Annotated in this window: 17 protein-coding genes, 1 rRNA gene and 1 riboswitch; of the genes, 9 read left to right on the forward strand and 9 right to left on the reverse strand. The window is 55.1% G+C overall.

Annotation, left to right across the window (positions count from 1 at the left end; genetic code table 11):
- Nucleotides 1–10 precede the first annotated feature (10 nt).
- Nucleotides 11–1,552: ribosomal RNA gene (locus OGY83_RS17450) — 16S ribosomal RNA — on the reverse strand.
- A gap of 621 nt (nucleotides 1,553–2,173) precedes the next feature.
- Here OGY83_RS17450 and purH point away from each other — a divergent pair.
- Nucleotides 2,174–3,763: a bifunctional phosphoribosylaminoimidazolecarboxamide formyltransferase/IMP cyclohydrolase gene (gene purH, locus OGY83_RS17455; protein ID WP_191213572.1), complete on the forward strand. Its 1,590-nt coding sequence runs from the start codon at nucleotides 2,174–2,176 to the stop codon at nucleotides 3,761–3,763.
- A gap of 15 nt (nucleotides 3,764–3,778) precedes the next feature.
- Nucleotides 3,779–5,068, forward strand: a complete 1,290-nt coding sequence (purD, locus tag OGY83_RS17460) for a phosphoribosylamine--glycine ligase (protein WP_286636431.1) — start codon at nucleotides 3,779–3,781, stop codon at nucleotides 5,066–5,068.
- Here purD and zraR read toward each other — a convergent pair.
- The gene (gene zraR / locus OGY83_RS17465) at nucleotides 5,065–6,390 is read right to left on the reverse strand and encodes a sigma-54-dependent response regulator transcription factor ZraR (RefSeq protein WP_286636432.1); all 1,326 of its coding nucleotides are present in this window, start codon (nucleotides 6,388–6,390) and stop codon (nucleotides 5,065–5,067) included. The genes purD and zraR overlap by 4 nt on opposite strands.
- A 5-nt stretch (nucleotides 6,391–6,395) precedes the next feature.
- Nucleotides 6,396–7,781 carry a two-component system sensor histidine kinase ZraS gene (gene zraS / locus OGY83_RS17470; protein WP_286636434.1) on the reverse strand — a complete coding sequence of 462 codons (1,386 nt, stop codon included), beginning with the start codon at nucleotides 7,779–7,781 and terminating at the stop codon, nucleotides 6,396–6,398.
- A 57-nt stretch (nucleotides 7,782–7,838) separates the two neighbouring features.
- On the opposite strand from zraS, the gene OGY83_RS17475 reads away from it, so the two are divergent.
- On the forward strand, nucleotides 7,839–8,027 hold the full coding sequence (locus OGY83_RS17475; RefSeq protein ID WP_286636435.1) for a hypothetical protein: 189 nt from the start codon (nucleotides 7,839–7,841) through the stop codon (nucleotides 8,025–8,027).
- 18 nt (nucleotides 8,028–8,045) lie between these two features.
- Nucleotides 8,046–8,489 carry a zinc resistance sensor/chaperone ZraP gene (zraP, locus tag OGY83_RS17480; protein ID WP_032945657.1) on the forward strand — a complete coding sequence of 148 codons (444 nt, stop codon included), beginning with the start codon at nucleotides 8,046–8,048 and terminating at the stop codon, nucleotides 8,487–8,489.
- Nucleotides 8,490–8,550: 61 nt separating this feature from the next.
- Here zraP and OGY83_RS17485 read toward each other — a convergent pair whose 3' ends face one another.
- The 6 genes from OGY83_RS17485 to nudC all read right to left on the reverse strand — a co-directional run bounded on the left by OGY83_RS17485 (nucleotide 8,551) and on the right by nudC (nucleotide 12,916).
- A complete protein-coding gene (locus tag OGY83_RS17485; RefSeq protein ID WP_079940068.1) occupies nucleotides 8,551–9,243 on the reverse strand; it encodes a DUF1481 domain-containing protein in 693 nt (230 codons plus the stop codon).
- An 11-nt stretch (nucleotides 9,244–9,254) separates the two neighbouring features.
- Nucleotides 9,255–9,527 (reverse strand): nucleoid-associated protein HU-alpha, encoded by a 273-nt coding sequence (gene hupA, locus OGY83_RS17490; RefSeq protein WP_001044509.1) that lies wholly within the window; start codon nucleotides 9,525–9,527, stop codon nucleotides 9,255–9,257.
- A gap of 186 nt (nucleotides 9,528–9,713) precedes the next feature.
- Entirely contained in the window at nucleotides 9,714–10,304 is a 591-nt protein-coding gene (locus OGY83_RS17495) for a YjaG family protein (protein WP_003842015.1), read from the reverse strand.
- A 33-nt stretch (nucleotides 10,305–10,337) separates the two neighbouring features.
- Nucleotides 10,338–11,018 carry a deoxyribonuclease V gene (nfi, locus tag OGY83_RS17500; RefSeq protein WP_286636437.1) on the reverse strand — a complete coding sequence of 227 codons (681 nt, stop codon included), beginning with the start codon at nucleotides 11,016–11,018 and terminating at the stop codon, nucleotides 10,338–10,340.
- A 9-nt stretch (nucleotides 11,019–11,027) separates the two neighbouring features.
- The gene (gene hemE, locus OGY83_RS17505; RefSeq protein ID WP_003826889.1) at nucleotides 11,028–12,092 is read right to left on the reverse strand and encodes a uroporphyrinogen decarboxylase; all 1,065 of its coding nucleotides are present in this window, start codon (nucleotides 12,090–12,092) and stop codon (nucleotides 11,028–11,030) included.
- Between the two features lie 50 nt (nucleotides 12,093–12,142).
- Nucleotides 12,143–12,916 carry an NAD(+) diphosphatase gene (gene nudC, locus OGY83_RS17510; RefSeq protein ID WP_003033074.1) on the reverse strand — a complete coding sequence of 258 codons (774 nt, stop codon included), beginning with the start codon at nucleotides 12,914–12,916 and terminating at the stop codon, nucleotides 12,143–12,145.
- 96 nt (nucleotides 12,917–13,012) lie between these two features.
- Between nudC and OGY83_RS17515 the strand changes: the two genes are divergently transcribed.
- The 5 genes from OGY83_RS17515 to thiS all read left to right on the forward strand — a co-directional run bounded on the left by OGY83_RS17515 (nucleotide 13,013) and on the right by thiS (nucleotide 17,224).
- Nucleotides 13,013–13,501, forward strand: coding sequence for an Rsd/AlgQ family anti-sigma factor (locus tag OGY83_RS17515; protein WP_003826892.1), 489 nt, complete (start codon nucleotides 13,013–13,015; stop codon nucleotides 13,499–13,501).
- Nucleotides 13,502–13,551: 50 nt separating this feature from the next.
- A riboswitch (TPP riboswitch) is annotated at nucleotides 13,552–13,674 on the forward strand.
- 84 nt (nucleotides 13,675–13,758) lie between these two features.
- Nucleotides 13,759–15,657: a phosphomethylpyrimidine synthase ThiC gene (gene thiC / locus OGY83_RS17520; RefSeq protein ID WP_191234351.1), complete on the forward strand. Its 1,899-nt coding sequence runs from the start codon at nucleotides 13,759–13,761 to the stop codon at nucleotides 15,655–15,657.
- Nucleotides 15,657–16,292, forward strand: a complete 636-nt coding sequence (thiE, locus tag OGY83_RS17525; RefSeq protein ID WP_286636440.1) for a thiamine phosphate synthase — start codon at nucleotides 15,657–15,659, stop codon at nucleotides 16,290–16,292. Before thiC ends, thiE begins: the two co-directional genes overlap by 1 nt.
- Nucleotides 16,285–17,043 carry a HesA/MoeB/ThiF family protein gene (locus OGY83_RS17530; RefSeq protein ID WP_286636441.1) on the forward strand — a complete coding sequence of 253 codons (759 nt, stop codon included), beginning with the start codon at nucleotides 16,285–16,287 and terminating at the stop codon, nucleotides 17,041–17,043. The genes thiE and OGY83_RS17530 overlap by 8 nt, the downstream gene beginning before the upstream one ends.
- A complete protein-coding gene (gene thiS / locus OGY83_RS17535; protein ID WP_016155307.1) occupies nucleotides 17,024–17,224 on the forward strand; it encodes a sulfur carrier protein ThiS in 201 nt (66 codons plus the stop codon). Before OGY83_RS17530 ends, thiS begins: the two co-directional genes overlap by 20 nt.

Genomic DNA, 17,224 nt, shown 5'->3' on the forward strand with positions numbered 1-17,224 from the left:
TTCTTTAAGGTAAGGAGGTGATCCAACCGCAGGTTCCCCTACGGTTACCTTGTTACGACTTCACCCCAGTCATGAATCACAAAGTGGTAAGCGCCCTCCCGAAGGTTAAGCTACCTACTTCTTTTGCAACCCACTCCCATGGTGTGACGGGCGGTGTGTACAAGGCCCGGGAACGTATTCACCGTGGCATTCTGATCCACGATTACTAGCGATTCCGACTTCATGGAGTCGAGTTGCAGACTCCAATCCGGACTACGACATACTTTATGAGGTCCGCTTGCTCTCGCGAGGTCGCTTCTCTTTGTATATGCCATTGTAGCACGTGTGTAGCCCTACTCGTAAGGGCCATGATGACTTGACGTCATCCCCACCTTCCTCCAGTTTATCACTGGCAGTCTCCTTTGAGTTCCCGGCCGAACCGCTGGCAACAAAGGATAAGGGTTGCGCTCGTTGCGGGACTTAACCCAACATTTCACAACACGAGCTGACGACAGCCATGCAGCACCTGTCTCAGAGTTCCCGAAGGCACCAAAGCATCTCTGCTAAGTTCTCTGGATGTCAAGAGTAGGTAAGGTTCTTCGCGTTGCATCGAATTAAACCACATGCTCCACCGCTTGTGCGGGCCCCCGTCAATTCATTTGAGTTTTAACCTTGCGGCCGTACTCCCCAGGCGGTCGACTTAACGCGTTAGCTCCGGAAGCCACGCCTCAAGGGCACAACCTCCAAGTCGACATCGTTTACGGCGTGGACTACCAGGGTATCTAATCCTGTTTGCTCCCCACGCTTTCGCACCTGAGCGTCAGTCTTTGTCCAGGGGGCCGCCTTCGCCACCGGTATTCCTCCAGATCTCTACGCATTTCACCGCTACACCTGGAATTCTACCCCCCTCTACAAGACTCTAGCCTGCCAGTTTCGGATGCAGTTCCCAGGTTGAGCCCGGGGATTTCACATCCGACTTGACAGACCGCCTGCGTGCGCTTTACGCCCAGTAATTCCGATTAACGCTTGCACCCTCCGTATTACCGCGGCTGCTGGCACGGAGTTAGCCGGTGCTTCTTCTGCGAGTAACGTCAATTGCTGCGGTTATTAACCACAACACCTTCCTCCTCGCTGAAAGTACTTTACAACCCGAAGGCCTTCTTCATACACGCGGCATGGCTGCATCAGGCTTGCGCCCATTGTGCAATATTCCCCACTGCTGCCTCCCGTAGGAGTCTGGACCGTGTCTCAGTTCCAGTGTGGCTGGTCATCCTCTCAGACCAGCTAGGGATCGTCGCCTAGGTGAGCCGTTACCCCACCTACTAGCTAATCCCATCTGGGCACATCCGATGGCAAGAGGCCCGAAGGTCCCCCTCTTTGGTCTTGCGACGTTATGCGGTATTAGCTACCGTTTCCAGTAGTTATCCCCCTCCATCGGGCAGTTTCCCAGACATTACTCACCCGTCCGCCACTCGTCACCCAAGGAGCAAGCTCCTCTGTGCTACCGTTCGACTTGCATGTGTTAGGCCTGCCGCCAGCGTTCAATCTGAGCCATGATCAAACTCTTCAATTTAAGTTTGATGCTCGTGAATTAAACTTCGTAATGAATTACGTATGTTCACTCAGAGACTTGGTATTCATTTTTCGTCTTGCGACGTTAAGAATCCGTATCTTCGAGTGCCCACACAGATTGTCTGATAAATTGTTAAAGAGCAGTTGCGACGCGCTTTAGCGCTCTGTCGCGAGGTGGCGTATATTACGCTTTCCTCTTTCAGAGTCAACCCTCATTTTCAGGTTTTTCTCTTCAACCGAACCGGCTGTTTGTGTGAAGTGATTCACATCCGCCGTGTCGATGGAGGCGCATTATAGGGAGTTTCCTGTGGCCCGCAACCCTTAAATGACAGAAAAATGACTGACTGCTGCATTCCACAGCAAAACTCCGCCTTATACCCATTTACGCACAGAGTTATCCACAAACCACACGATCGTTTCTACGATCCTCTCGTTATATCAGCCTCTTTCAACAGAAAAAGAAGAGGTCAAAATCGAAAATTAAAAATTCGCGAGCGTTGCGCAAACGTTTTCGTTACAATGCCCCCGCACAACAAGGATGCCCCGTAAGGGGCGTTAGCTGAGTTTTTAGCCAAGAATTCACCTAACGCTCTCTGTAATAGTCAAATCCAGGGGATTTACCATGCAACAACGTCGTCCAGTCCGCCGCGCTCTGCTCAGTGTTTCTGACAAGGCCGGTATCATCGAATTCGCTCAGGCACTTTCCGCACGCGGTGTGGAGCTGCTGTCTACAGGTGGCACCGCGCGCCTGTTAGCGGAGAAAGGTCTGCCAGTGACCGAAGTTTCCGATTACACCGGCTTCCCGGAAATGATGGATGGACGCGTGAAGACCCTGCATCCGAAAGTCCACGGCGGCATTCTTGGTCGTCGTGGTCAGGATGACGGAATTATGGAACAGCACGGCATCGCCCCTATTGATATGGTTGTCGTTAACCTTTACCCATTTGCCGAAACCGTGGCACGCGAAGGTTGCTCGCTGGAAGATGCGGTAGAGAACATTGATATCGGCGGCCCGACCATGGTGCGTTCCGCAGCCAAGAACCATAAAGACGTAGCGATCGTTGTGAAGAGCAGCGACTACGACGCCATTATTAAAGAGATGGATGCCAACGAAGGCTCCCTGACTCTGGAAACCCGCTTTGACCTCGCGATTAAAGCCTTCGAACACACCGCCGCCTACGACAGCATGATTGCCAACTACTTCGGCAGCATGGTTCCGGCTTACCACGGTGAGAGTAAAGAAGCCGCCGGTCGTTTCCCGCGTACGCTGAACCTGAACTTCATTAAGAAGCAGGATATGCGCTACGGCGAGAACAGCCACCAGCAGGCTGCCTTCTATATAGAAGAGAATGTTAAAGAAGCGTCCGTTGCCACCGCACAGCAGGTACAGGGCAAAGCGCTTTCCTACAACAATATCGCCGATACCGACGCGGCGCTGGAGTGCGTGAAAGAGTTCAGCGAGCCAGCCTGTGTGATCGTTAAGCACGCTAACCCGTGTGGCGTAGCGGTAAGTACCTCTATTCTGGACGCGTACGACCGCGCCTATAAAACCGACCCGACTTCGGCGTTCGGCGGCATCATCGCTTTCAACCGGGAACTGGATGCTGAAACCGCACAGGCAATTATCTCCCGTCAGTTCGTGGAAGTGATCATCGCCCCGTCCGCAACCGAAGACGCACTGAAAATCACCGCCGCCAAACAGAACGTTCGCGTTCTGACCTGCGGCCAGTGGGCACAACGTGTACCGGGCCTGGACTTCAAACGCGTTAACGGCGGCCTGCTGGTTCAGGACAGGGATCTGGGTATGGTGAGCGAAAGCGAACTGCGCGTGGTGTCTAAACGCCAGCCGACCGAGCAAGAGCTACGCGATGCGCTGTTCTGCTGGAAAGTGGCGAAGTTCGTGAAATCCAACGCCATTGTTTATGCCAAAGAGAACATGACTATCGGCATAGGCGCCGGCCAGATGAGCCGCGTGTACTCCGCGAAAATCGCCGGGATTAAAGCGGCTGACGAAGGTCTGGAAGTAAAAGGCTCCGCCATGGCCTCTGACGCCTTCTTCCCGTTCCGCGATGGTATTGATGCCGCTGCCGCCGTTGGCGTGAGCTGCGTTATCCAGCCTGGTGGTTCTATCCGTGATGACGAAGTCATTGCCGCTGCCGATGAACACGGTATCGCGATGATCTTTACCGACATGCGCCACTTCCGCCATTAATCCACGGAGCAGACGATGAAAGTATTAGTGATTGGCAACGGCGGGCGCGAGCACGCCCTGGCCTGGAAAGCGGCGCAGTCGCCGCTGGTCGATACCGTTTTTGTTGCACCGGGTAACGCGGGCACCGCACTGGAACCTGCACTGCAAAACGTGGCTATCGCGGTAACCGATATCCCTGCACTGCTGAGCTTTGCCCAGAACGAGAAGATCGATCTGACCATCGTTGGTCCGGAAGCGCCGCTGGTAATTGGCGTAGTCGATGCTTTCCGCGCCGCCGGTCTGACAATTTTCGGCCCAACCGAAGGTGCTGCACAACTGGAAGGCTCCAAAGCCTTCACCAAAGATTTCCTCGCCCGTCATCATATCCCGACCGCGGAATATCAGAACTTCACTGAGATTAAGCCAGCACTGGCCTATCTGCGTGAGAAAGGCGCACCGATTGTTATCAAAGCCGACGGTCTGGCTGCCGGTAAAGGCGTTATCGTGGCGATGACGCTGGAGGAAGCCGAAGCCGCCGTTCATGACATGCTGGCAGGAAACGCTTTTGGCGATGCGGGCCACCGCATTGTTATCGAAGAGTTCCTCGACGGCGAAGAAGCGAGCTTTATCGTGATGGTCGACGGCGAGCACGTGCTGCCGATGGCCACCAGCCAGGACCACAAACGCGTAGGTAACGGCGATACCGGCCCGAACACTGGCGGTATGGGTGCTTACTCACCGGCGCCGGTGGTGACTGATGAAGTGCATCAGCGCACCATGGAACGCATCATTTGGCCAACCGTAAAAGGCATGGCGGCGGAAGGGAATACCTACACCGGCTTCCTGTACGCGGGTCTGATGATCGACAAGCAGGGCAATCCGAAGGTTATCGAGTTCAACTGCCGCTTTGGCGATCCGGAAACCCAGCCGATCATGCTGCGCATGAAATCGGACCTGGTGGAGCTTTGTCTCGCCGCCTGCGACGGCAAGCTGGATGAGAAAACCTCCGAGTGGGACGAACGCGCCTCGCTGGGTGTCGTCATTGCTGCCGGAGGTTATCCAGGCAACTACAACACCGGTGATGAGATCCACGGTCTGCCGCTGGAAGAAGTAGAAGACGGAAAAGTGTTCCATGCGGGCACGAAACTCGCCGAAGACGATCGCGTGCTGACTAGCGGCGGCCGCGTGCTGTGCGCCACCGCCCTGGGCAATACCGTGGCTGAAGCGCAGAAACGCGCTTACGCCCTGATGACCGACATCCGCTGGGATGGCAGCTTCAGCCGTAACGACATTGGCTGGCGCGCCATTGAACGCGAGCAACGCTAACGCGAAATTTTCGCCAACAGCGTTTTACGCGTAATGCCTAACTGACGGGCGGCTTCCGTTTTATTGCCGCCCGTTTTTTCCAGCGCCGCCAGAATCACCTCTTTTTCGACATCCACCAGCGGTTGGATCTCGCCACTGAATTCCGTTTTTATCAGCGTCGCGGCAATCGCCATCGGCAGCTCACGCTCGGAAATATATTCCCCCGTCAGCAGTACCACCGAGCGCTCAATCGCATTTTCCAGCTCACGAATATTGCCCGGCCAGTCGTAGTGAATCAGCAGATCCATCGCCTGTGGAGTAAAGCCTTTCACCGCTTTGCGGTTACGCGCGGCAAAACGCTGGAGAAAATGTTCGGCTAACAGCGGAATATCTTCCCGGCGCTGGCACAGCGCTGGCATTTCAATGGTGACGACGTTCAGGCGATAATAGAGATCCTGACGAAAGCGCCCGGCGCTGACTTCTTCCGCAAGATCGCGATGCGTAGCGGCGATCAGCCGGACATCAACCGCAATAGTCTGATTGCTACCAACGCGTTGCACTTCTCGCTCCTGGATAGCCCGCAGCAGGCGCACCTGCATCAGCGGTGAAATATCACCAATTTCATCAAGAAATAACGTGCCGCCATCGGCTTCCACAAAGCGCCCTTCCCGCCGTTTATCCGCCCCGGTAAACGCCCCTTTCTCGTGACCAAAAAGTTCGGACTCCAGCAGCGATTCATTAAGCGCCGCGCAGTTGAGCGTCACCAGCGGTTTATCGCGACGGGCGCTGCTGGCATGCAGCGCCCGGGCCACCAACTCTTTACCCGTGCCGGAGTCTCCGTGAATGAGCACCGTGGCATCCGAGGGCGCAACCATCGCGATTTCATTGAGCAACTTCTGCATCGCCGGACTGCTGCCAATCATGCCAAACTGCGCAGCCGACGCCGATGGCAGTTCAGCGCCCGTTTCCCGCGTATGCGCCAGCGCCTTTTCCAGCGTCTCCTGCAGACGGTCAAAATCCAGTGGTTTGATTAAGTAGTCCAGCGCCCCGGTTTTAAGCGCCTCGACGGCGGTCTCTACGCTGGAGAACGCCGTCATGATCAAGACCGGAATCGCCGGATTCAGCGCTTTAATCTCTTTCAGCGTTGCGATGCCGTCCATCTCCGCCATGCGTACATCACACAGCACTAAATCAAATACGCGTTCGCGCACCTGTTCCAGCGCCGCTCGCCCGCTATAGGCCAGCGCGACCTCATAACCCCAGCCGCGCAACAGTGCCTGTAAAATGGTGCAGTGGCTGATATCGTCATCGACTACCAGAATATTGATTTTTCCGCGCGTCATCCTTGTTAATCCTGTTGTTTCGCTTTGGTCGGCAGCCTAAGGGTAAAGGTCGCACCTTTGCCCTCAACGCTTGCCACCTGAATAGTGCCACCATGCTGTTCGATAATGTTCTGCACTACCGCCAGCCCGAGACCGGTTCCGTCAGCTTTGGTCGTAAAGTAAGGCGTAAAAATGGCCTCCAGCTGTTCCGCTGCAATTCCCTTCCCGCTATCGGTAACCACGATTTTAACGCGATCGCCGCTGCTTTCACTCGCTTCAACCGTGATCGTACCCTGACGACCAATCGCATGAATGGCGTTCAGATACAGATTCAACAAAACCTGGGTCAGTCGGTCGGGATCGGCCTGAATAGCGGGGAGCGTAGGAGTGGCCGAAAAGCGGAGCTGGATTTCCCGGCTTGCCGCATCCTGACTCACCAGGTGTAATGAGTGGGTGATGACCTCATTAAGATTCACCTGTTGCAGTGTCAGATGCGCAGGTTTCACCAGCTCCAGCAACTCGCTCACCACCCGATTTAAACGATCCGCCTCTTTCGCCATCACCTGCGCCAGCTCGTGCGACTCGCCTCCTGCCGGGGTTCGCTCGGCAAAATACTTCGCTAACCCTTTGATCGATGAAAGCGGGTTACGAATTTCATGTGCCACTCCAGCCGCAAGGTGCCCGAGCGCTAACAGTTTTTCTTTACGCTTCATCGCATCCTGGAGTTCTTTGTACGAGCGCTGATAGCGCTGATACCAGAAGAACGTCAGCACAGTGGCCAGCAACACAGCCGCCAGCGCAGAGAGGACTATCAGGGTGTTACGCCACTCTCTTGCCTGAGTCGCTGCCAGATCGCTGGCATCAAAAGCGATAAATATGGTTTGTGCAGGGGTAATAAGCTGCCCGTCATTGCTGGCGCAGCGCGCCATACCGTGGCGTCCTGGACCATACATTGGCTGAAACTGGCGGTAAATTTCCAGGGCTGGCGTTTTTTCACCGTCTCCCACCGGGATCTCAATATTCCGCCAGCTTTCTTGTTCCCCAGGACTAAGCTGTCGCAGGACATCCGATGAATAGAGCGTTTTACCAACCATCGCGGAATTGCTGTGGGTAATAATGACACCATGCTCATCGACGACGGCAAACCATAGCACGCCAGGCTGTACAGCCATTTCCTCCAGTAGCGTCTGCTGCTGGGCATGATGCATGCGCATCCCCATGCCTACGCGCGTTCCAGACTCCAGAGCGCGAATGAGCACACTGCCTTTTTCCAGTAGCGTTTGCCGTGCGGCGCCACTTTCCCGCCCATAGTCCCGAATGGTCATAATCGAAAACCAGCCGACCAAAATCAGGATTGCCGCCAGCAAGAGTCGGCTCAACCACTTTGCCGCCGTGTCCTTATAAAGACGCATACGCTCTCCCTTCACCCCGCTTGTTCCTTTCATCGTTGCAGGTATACAGCAGAAATCATGCCATTTTTTCCCCCTGATAACCCTGCCCTCAGACACAAACAGCTGAAAGTAACGGGTAAAAATGACTCGCTGGCGCGTTCTGGCGAGTCATTTTTACTCGTTTCCCTGCAAAGACGGCGGGTACAACGCCCGCAGCGCTGGGATTGCCGCTTTGGCACGGAAGATGCAAAAGGGAATGTAAGCTAACCAACAGGAGAACGAACGATGAAACGGAACAACAAACTGGCACTGATTGCACTTTCTCTTATCGCACTGGGCTCCACCCCGGTACTGGCGCAGAATCACTGGGGATATGGCGACGGAATGCAGCAACGGGGCGGTACGCCAATGACCGCTGAGCAGCAGGCTGCCGCACAGAAAATCTATGATGATTATTACTCCCAGACCAGCGCGTTGCGCCAACAGCTGACATCCAAACGTTATGAGTACAATGCGCTATTAACGGCCAGCTCGCCGGACACGGCAAAAATTAATGCTGTAGCAAAAGAGATGGAAGCGTTGAATCAGTCTCTGGACGAGCAGCGCGTTAAACGCGATGTCGCAATGGCGCAGGCTGGCGTGCCACGTGGCGCGGGAATGGGCTACGGCGGATGCGGCGGTGGCGGTAACCATCGCGGCGGCGGCCATATGGGAATGGGTCACTGGTAAAAGACTTAATGCCTGATGACGCTATACGGTTCAGGCCTGCTGGCTACCTGTTTTCAGATTTTCAGAAAGTTTTGGCTGTGGGCTGCCAGTGACAAAAATCTTCATTGGCGACCAGCAGTAGCTGCGACCCTTCGGGCGCTTCCAGCCATGCCACACTCACCTCTACGGATGAATGTCTCTGGCGGCGCTCGATATGGTTTATCGCCCACGACTCCAGGTCTGGATTCAGCGTTTCACCTTCACAGGTTGTGACTGTGTTATCCGCATGCCAACGTCCCTGACGCAATATCACCCGTCCCTGACGCAGCGCATCGCTGGTCTGGCGAATTTGATCGGCGCGATAGCGGTAAAGCGCGATTTGATCGCTGGAAAGCTGCTGCTTTTGCCCGTCGACTTCACGCTGCATGAAGCTTAGTTCGCCCCGGTCATCGAAGCGTATACGGACATGTTCAGCCGGTTTACTGTAAACGTTGAGTTCTATCAGAGAGAGCGAATCACCCTGCCAGCGGTATTCACTGGTAGTGGTTTCGCCTTTACGCCACGGACTAAATACCGAGAGTAAGTGAACGTCGTCACCGGAGTCTTTACGCCAAATACGTACCGCCCCCTGATCGCCAACATAGCCGCTGGCCGTGAACGGAGGAAGCTCAGAATGGCTACCGCAGGCAGACAGTAACAGAACACCTGAAAGCCAAAGCGTATGACGCCAGATGGACAAAAGGGGCGAAACCGCCCCTTCGTTAAAACTGTTCACTGCCACGCGAATTACTTAACCGCGTCTTTCAGTGCTTTACCAGAAACAAATGCCGGTACGTTAGCTGCGGCGATTTTGATTTCTTTACCGGTCTGCGGGTTGCGGCCAGTGCGCTCAGCACGGTGGTTCACTTTGAAGGTACCGAAACCAACCAGTTGTACAGCATCGCCTTCTTTCAGAGACTCAGTAATAGCAGCCAGAGTGGATTCCAGAGCAGCTTTAGCCTGTGTTTTAGACAGTTCTGCTTTGTCTGCAATTACATCAATCAGTTGAGTCTTGTTCATAAGTTATCCTTACAATGTGTTTATCGCTTGCTAAGCATCGAGTGCGACGGAAATGCCAGAAAAGCACTCTCCTGCATACACGCACCGATAGCCACTTTTTTTCGCCCCCCAAATGTAGACCAGACCGGGGGCGGATGGGAAGCCTTCAGGCACGACAAATCAGGCGTTAAATCACGTTTTGTGGTGTCATTGCTGAAAATTTATACCAATATTGCTCTCACCAGCCTCGCGCAGGTCTGCACGCAGCCCTTTTATCAGCTCAATATCGCGTTCTTCACAGTCGGCTAAAAGTCGGAAAATTTCCCACTGAATATCCCATTCTTGCTCAACGGCAGGGTTCTCTTTGAGCTCTTCATCGGTCATTTCGCGACCAGCCTGAGTCATTTCCAGCATCGCAACCGTCGTAATCGACGCCTTACTCACTTCGATTGCATGCTCCAGCGTTTCACCGCTAAGACGCGAATGCATCAGCTCGCTTAATGCCACACAGGCATCAATCGCCGGATAAACGCCGTACAGATCGTAATCGTCTGCAGAAGGAATGGCCTCTTCAAACTTTTCCAGCTGGCTGTCGAAATTGATTTTCGCGTCTTTAACCGTCAGCGCTTCCCAAATCAGATCCAGAATTCGGCGGTAAATCTGTCCATCGCCAAATTCAGTTTGCTTGCAGAACATGGCGTAGTTCGGGTACATGCGTTCGCACAGACAGGCCATAAACGTGACGTGCTGCCAGCTTTCCAGCTTCTCCAGACGCAGGTGAATCGGATTTTGTAACATGATGAGTTCTCAAATACGGAAATTAGCCGCAGTTTACCCGATATGGGGCGTTTTTGCTGCAAGCCGAGTAAAAGCCGGGCGTTCGGATGCCACCGCATCTGCCCAGCGTGTTGGTTCCGGCAAACGATAGCCGTTCATACAGCGTTGAACCCACGTCAGCGCGCTGTCCATACTCACGCGGTGGCCCGTAGAAATAAACAGCGGGTTACAGCGCGCTTTGCTGCGCCAGACCCATGCCAGCTGTTCGCCTTTATCCAGCAACGGCGCTAGCGCACCAGGTTCAGCAGCGAGCGGTTCAAACTTGCCGCACAACCGTTTTTTCGCCACACCAATCGTTGGGACGTCCACCAGCAGGCCAAAATGGCTGGCCACGCCCAGACGACGCGGGTGAGAAATGCCATGCCCGTCAACGAACAGCAGATCTGGCTTGTGCGAGAGCAGTTGCCAGGCAGCCATCAGCGCGGGAGTTTCACGAAAGGAGAGAAAACCAGGAATGTAGGGCATGGTGGTGGCGATACGCGCCACCTTGTATTCGACCAGCTCAAGCGTGGGATACTTCAGCAAAACCATCGCCGCGCGCGTCACTTCACCGCCCTGCTCAAAGCCTACGTCAGCGCCGCCGATCAGATCCGGGGGATCGCAGTGAAAACGATCCTCGCGGATCACTGAAGAGGCCAGTTCAAGCTGCTGCGCGCGTAATGACGCGAGATCCATGATGACTCCTTAGCGGTGGTACTGTTCGGACAACCGATGTACCGCCTCCACAAAGACACCCGCATGTTCTGGCGGGACGTCCTGATGAATGCCGTGGCCCAGGTTAAAGACATGCCCTTCCCCCTGACCAAATCCAGCCAGAATTGTCGCCACCTCTTCTTCGATGCGGGCTGGCGGCGCATACAGCATGGACGGATCCATATTGCCCTGTAGCGCCACTTTGTGACCAACACGACGACGCGCATCGGCAATGTCAGTGGTCCAGTCGAGACCTAACGCATCACAGCCGGTTTCCGCCATCGCTTCCAGCCACTGACCACCGCCTTTGGTAAACAGGGTCACCGGTACACGACGACCTTCGTTCTCGCGCAGCAGGCCATCGACGATTTTGTGCATGTAATACAGGGAGAACTGCTGATAGTCGCGACCGGTCAGCACGCCCCCCCAGGTATCGAAAATCATCACCGACTGCGCGCCCGCTTTGATCTGCGCGTTCAGGTACAGCGTGACGCTCTTCGCCAGCTTATCAAGCAGCAGATGCAGCGCTTTAGGATCGGCGTACATCATCTTTTTAATCACGGTGAAGGCTTTACTGCTGCCGCCTTCAACCATGTAGGTCGCCAGCGTCCACGGGCTACCGGAGAAGCCGATCAGCGGCACTTCGCCTTTCAGTTCACGGCGGATAGTGCGCACCGCGTTCATCACGTACCCCAGCCCATCTTCCGGGTCAGGGATCGGCAGTTTGTCGACGTCAGCCTTGCTGGTAATCGGAGAGGTGAAGCGTGGGCCTTCTCCTGCTTCAAAATACAGCCCGAGTCCCATCGCATCCGGGATCGTCAGGATATCGGAGAAGAGGATCGCGGCATCAAGTTTATAGCGACGCAGCGGCTGCAGAGTGACTTCGCAGGCTAGCTCGGCATTTTTGCACAGCGCCATAAAATCACCCGCTTCGGCACGGGTAGCTTTGTATTCCGGTAGATAGCGGCCTGCCTGGCGCATCATCCATACCGGAGTGACATCAACGGGCTGGCGCAGCAGCGCACGCAGATAACGATCGTTCTTCAGTTCGGTCATTTTTGCAGTTCCTTATTGCGTCAGTCCGTCAGTGTATCACCACTCGCTCTTTACTCGTACTCAGCCCGACACATTGCCACAGTGTCTTCAATCAATCGACGCGCGACAGTACCCGGCGGGGGCAAGAGCGGTAAATCGTCATAGCGATACCAGTTCGCTTCCAGCAGCTCTTTCGGGTCGATGACGATTTCGCCGCTATCATACTCTGCCATAAATGCGGTCATCAAAGACTGCGGGAATGGCCATGGCTGAGAAGTGACATAGCGCAGGTTTTTCACCTTAATGCCGCTCTCTTCCATGACTTCACGCGCTACCGCCTGTTCCAGGGTCTCGCCCACTTCGACAAAACCCGCCAGTACGGTATGCACGCCGTTACGATGGCGAACATGTTGGGCAAGCAGGATGGAATCATCACGGCGAATAGCGACGATTATGCAGGGAGCAATTTGCGGGTAATAACGTTCACGGCAGTGGCTACAGAGCATCGCCCACTCCGTTTTACTCGGGTGCATGGGATGGCCACAGTAGCCGCAGAATTTATGCGAGCGATAGAACTCTGCCAGCTGTACGCCGCGTCCGGCCAGTTGAAACAGGCCAACGTCCTGGTCAATGACCTGGCGCACCGACCCCATATCGTGTCGACGCTGCTGCTGCACCAGCCAGACAGTCTCCCCTTCCCACTCGCCTATTGGCAGCGCGCGCTGACCAATCAGATCAAAACGGGCTGCGTCGCCATAAGGTAGCTCGCCATGAGGTAACCATAACTTTTGCTCATGACTGACGATCCACCAGCCGCTATCTAATTTTTCAATTATACGATCCATATCTCTTGCGCAACCTTTGCTTCACAGGCATGTTGTTTACATTATTTTTACATTTACGGGTGAGCAGTTCCTAAACACCATCTTGCGGAGTCAATCATGCTAAACCAGCTGGAAAGCCTGACGGAGCACGTCGGAGGAAGTAATAAACTGGTTGATCGCTGGCTACATGTACGTAAGCACCTGCTCGTGGCTTACTACAATCTGGTTGGCATTAAGCCTGGCAAAGAATCGTACATGCGACTCAATGAAAAAGCGCTGGATGATTTTTGTCAGAGCCTGGTCGATTACCTCTCCACCGGACACTTCAGTATTTATGAACGTATTCTCCATAAATTGGAAGGGAACGGGCAGCTTTTAAAAGCCACAAAAATTTGGCCGCTGCTGGAAGCCAATACGCAGCTGATCATGGACTACTATGACTCCAGCCTGGAAACTGCGATTGATCATGATAACTTCCTTGAATTTCAACAGGTTTTATCGGATCTCGGCGAAGCGCTAGAAGCCCGATTCGTGCTGGAAGATAAGCTGATCATGCTGGTATTTGACGCGATGCACGAGAGTAGCACTCTCAAACGTCATGCTTGAGATTTACGGCATTAACGCGTAGTTTACATTCATTACCTCTTTACTGAGGTTACTTCTTGTCGGAGTGCTTATTTTCCACAGCAGCATGAGTGGAAAAGGCTGAGACCGTTAATTCGGGATCCGCGGAACCTGATCAGGTTAAAACCTGCGAAGGGAACAAGAGTCAATCTGCAATAGCATCGCCCCCCGGGCGAGCTTCTCTCTTGCTTCATCCGTCGTCTGACAAGCCATATCCTTACTTTTATTTGGAATGAGCTATGTCTGCCACTACTAAACCATCACGCCGCGAACAGCGCGCTCAAGCCCAACACTTTATCGATACCCTGGAAGGGACTGCCTTCCCTAACTCAAAACGCATTTATATTACCGGTTCGCAGCCGGATATCCGCATTCCGATGCGCGAAATTCAGCTCAGCCCGACGCTGACTGGCGGTAGCAAAGACAACCCGCAGTTCGAAGAGAACGAAGCCGTTCCGGTATACGACACCTCCGGACCGTATGGCGATCCTGACGTGGCGATTAACGTTCAGCAAGGTCTGGCAAAACTGCGCCAGGCGTGGATTGCGGCGCGTAACGATAGCGAAGAATTAGACGACCGTAGTTCCGCTTATACCAAAGAACGTCTGGCCGACGATGGCCTGGACGAACTGCGTTTCACCGGCCTGCTGACGCCAAAGCGCGCCAAAGCCGGTAAGCGTGTCACCCAGCTACACTACGCCCGCCAGGGAATAGTGACCCCGGAGATGGAGTTCATCGCCATCCGTGAAAACATGGGCCGCGAGCGCATTCGCAGTGAAGTGCTTCGCCACCAGCATCCGGGGATGAACTTTGGCGCACGCCTGCCAGAAAACATCACACCGGAATTCGTGCGTGATGAAGTGGCCGCGGGCCGCGCGATTATTCCTGCCAACATCAACCACCCGGAATCCGAGCCGATGATTATCGGTCGCAACTTCCTGGTGAAGGTTAACGCCAACATCGGCAACTCTGCCGTCACCTCCTCTATCGAAGAAGAGGTAGAAAAACTGGTGTGGTCGACGCGCTGGGGCGCAGACACGGTGATGGATCTCTCCACTGGCCGCTATATTCACGAAACCCGCGAGTGGATCCTGCGTAACAGTCCGGTACCGATCGGTACTGTGCCGATCTACCAGGCGCTGGAGAAGGTCAACGGGATCGCCGAAGATCTCACCTGGGAAGCCTTCCGCGACACGCTGCTGGAGCAGGCCGAACAGGGCGTCGACTACTTCACCATTCACGCGGGCGTGCTGCTGCGCTACGTGCCGATGACCGCCAAACGCCTGACCGGTATTGTCTCACGCGGCGGTTCGATTATGGCGAAATGGTGCCTTTCTCATCACAAAGAGAATTTCCTGTACGAACATTTCCGCGAGATTTGCGAAATCTGCGCCGCCTACGACGTCTCTTTGTCGCTGGGTGACGGCCTGCGCCCGGGTTCAATTCAGGATGCGAACGACGAAGCACAGTTCTCCGAGCTGCATACGCTGGGTGAGCTGACCAAAATCGCCTGGGAATACGACGTGCAGGTGATGATTGAAGGCCCGGGTCATGTACCCATGCATATGATCCAGCGCAACATGACCGAAGAGCTGGAGCACTGCCATGAAGCACCGTTTTACACCTTAGGACCATTGACCACCGACATCGCGCCAGGTTACGACCACTTCACTTCCGGGATCGGTGCGGCGATGATCGGCTGGTTTGGCTGCGCGATGCTGTGCTACGTCACGCCAAAAGAGCACCTCGGCCTGCCGAACAAAGAAGATGTGAAGCAAGGGCTGATTACCTACAAGATTGCCGCCCACGCAGCTGACTTAGCAAAAGGTCATCCGGGTGCGCAGATCCGCGATAACGCCATGTCGAAAGCGCGTTTCGAATTCCGCTGGGAAGACCAGTTTAACCTCGCGCTCGACCCGTTCACAGCCCGTGCCTACCACGATGAAACCCTGCCACAGGAGTCCGGCAAGGTCGCTCACTTCTGCTCCATGTGCGGACCGAAGTTCTGCTCGATGAAAATCAGCCAGGAGGTTCGCGACTACGCTGCCGCACAAACGATTGAAGTCGGCATGGCGGATATGTCGGAGAACTTCCGTGCTAAAGGCGGCGAAATCTACCTCAAAAAAGAGGAGGTGTAATGTACCAGCCTGATTTCCCAACCGTGCCGTTCCGCCTCGGGCTTTACCCGGTGGTGGACAGCGTGCAATGGATTGAACGCTTGCTGCAGGCAGGCGTACGCACGATCCAACTGCGCATTAAAGATAAGCGTGATGAAGAGGTCGAAGCCGACGTTATGGCCGCCATTGAGCTAGGGCGTCGCTATAACGCCCGTCTGTTTATCAACGACTACTGGCGTCTGGCAATTAAGCACCGCGCTTACGGCGTGCATCTGGGCCAGGAAGACCTTGAAACCACCGACCTGAAGGCGATTCAGGCGGCGGGGCTACGCCTGGGGGTCTCCACTCACGATGATATGGAGATAAACGTCGCGCTCGCCGCTAAACCATCTTATATCGCGCTGGGCCATGTCTTCCCCACGCAAACCAAGCAGATGCCTTCCGCCCCGCAGGGACTCACGCAACTGGCAAACCATATTGAACGACTAGCGGATTACCCGACCGTCGCCATTGGCGGTATCAGTCTTGAGCGCGCCCCGGCGGTACTGGCGACCGGCGTCGGCAGCATTGCCGTGGTCAGCGCCATTACCCAGGCGGCTGACTGGCAGGCCGCCACGGCCCAACTACTGGAAATCGCAGGAGTGGGCGATGAATGACCGCGACTTTATGCGTTACAGCCGGCAGATCCTGCTCGGCGATATAGCCATTGAAGGCCAGCAAAAGCTACTCGATAGCCATGTGCTGATTGTCGGTTTAGGCGGGTTAGGTTCGCCTGCTGCGCTGTATCTGGCGGGAGCTGGCATCGGCAAACTGACGCTGGTAGACGATGACGACATTCATCTGAGCAATCTGCAGCGCCAGATACTGTTTACCACTGATGATATCGCGCGTTCAAAATCGCAGGTTGCCCAGCAGCGCCTGACGCGGCTCAACCCGGATATCGAACTGGTATCGCTCCAGCAGCGACTGAAAGGCGATGCGCTCCGGCATGCGGTAGCGCGTGCCGATGTGGTGCTCGACTGTACCGATAACATGGCCACGCGCCAGGAAATTAACGCCGCCTGCGTAACGCTCGGCACCCCGCTCATCACCGCCAGCGCTGTCGGCTTTGGCGGCCAACTGATGATACTGACGCCCCCGTGGGAACAAGGCTGTTACCGCTGCCTGTGGCCGGACGATGTAGAGCCTGAACGCAACTGCCGTACCGCCGGTATCGTCGGACCTGTTGTGGGCGTGATGGGCACCTTGCAGGCGTTGGAAGCGATTAAATTGCTCAGCGGTATCGAGACGCCCAGCGGAGAGCTACGCCTGTTTGACGGTAAAACCAGCCAGTGGCGCAGCCTCGCGCTACGACGTGCCAGCGGCTGCCCGGTATGCGGAGGGCAACATGCAGATTCAGTTCAATGATGAGCCGATGCAGTGCGCCGAAGGACAAACCGTCAGCGGGCTGCTCACTGCGCTTAATCAGCTTAAACCGGGTGCAGCGCTGGCACTCAATCAGCAGATCCTGCCGCGCGAGCAGTGGGAGCAGCAAATCGTGCAGGAAGGCGACCAGATCCTGCTTTTTCAGGTTATTGCAGGGGGTTGA

The organism is Citrobacter sp. Cpo090, from assembly GCF_030332665.1.
Classification (GTDB): domain Bacteria; phylum Pseudomonadota; class Gammaproteobacteria; order Enterobacterales; family Enterobacteriaceae; genus Citrobacter; species Citrobacter portucalensis.

Bases quoted from the DNA above. Each gene is read 5' to 3' on its own strand.
- OGY83_RS17495 (WP_003842015.1), bottom strand. From the start codon at position 10,304: ATGTTACAAAATCCGATTCACCTGCGTCTGGAGAAGCTGGAAAGCTGG.
- thiC (WP_191234351.1), top strand. From the start codon at position 13,759: ATGTCTGCCACTACTAAACCATCACGCCGCGAACAGCGCGCTCAAGCC.
- hemE (WP_003826889.1), bottom strand. From the start codon at position 12,092: ATGACCGAACTGAAGAACGATCGTTATCTGCGTGCGCTGCTGCGCCAG.
- OGY83_RS17475 (WP_286636435.1), top strand. From the start codon at position 7,839: ATGCCATTTTTTCCCCCTGATAACCCTGCCCTCAGACACAAACAGCTG.
- thiE (WP_286636440.1), top strand. From the start codon at position 15,657: ATGTACCAGCCTGATTTCCCAACCGTGCCGTTCCGCCTCGGGCTTTAC.
- nfi (WP_286636437.1), bottom strand. From the start codon at position 11,018: ATGGATCTCGCGTCATTACGCGCGCAGCAGCTTGAACTGGCCTCTTCA.
- purH (WP_191213572.1), top strand. From the start codon at position 2,174: ATGCAACAACGTCGTCCAGTCCGCCGCGCTCTGCTCAGTGTTTCTGAC.
- zraR (WP_286636432.1), bottom strand. From the start codon at position 6,390: ATGACGCGCGGAAAAATCAATATTCTGGTAGTCGATGACGATATCAGC.
- OGY83_RS17515 (WP_003826892.1), top strand. From the start codon at position 13,013: ATGCTAAACCAGCTGGAAAGCCTGACGGAGCACGTCGGAGGAAGTAAT.
- nudC (WP_003033074.1), bottom strand. From the start codon at position 12,916: ATGGATCGTATAATTGAAAAATTAGATAGCGGCTGGTGGATCGTCAGT.
- hupA (WP_001044509.1), bottom strand. From the start codon at position 9,527: ATGAACAAGACTCAACTGATTGATGTAATTGCAGACAAAGCAGAACTG.
- OGY83_RS17530 (WP_286636441.1), top strand. From the start codon at position 16,285: ATGAATGACCGCGACTTTATGCGTTACAGCCGGCAGATCCTGCTCGGC.
- thiS (WP_016155307.1), top strand. From the start codon at position 17,024: ATGCAGATTCAGTTCAATGATGAGCCGATGCAGTGCGCCGAAGGACAA.
- purD (WP_286636431.1), top strand. From the start codon at position 3,779: ATGAAAGTATTAGTGATTGGCAACGGCGGGCGCGAGCACGCCCTGGCC.
- zraS (WP_286636434.1), bottom strand. From the start codon at position 7,781: ATGCGTCTTTATAAGGACACGGCGGCAAAGTGGTTGAGCCGACTCTTG.
- zraP (WP_032945657.1), top strand. From the start codon at position 8,046: ATGAAACGGAACAACAAACTGGCACTGATTGCACTTTCTCTTATCGCA.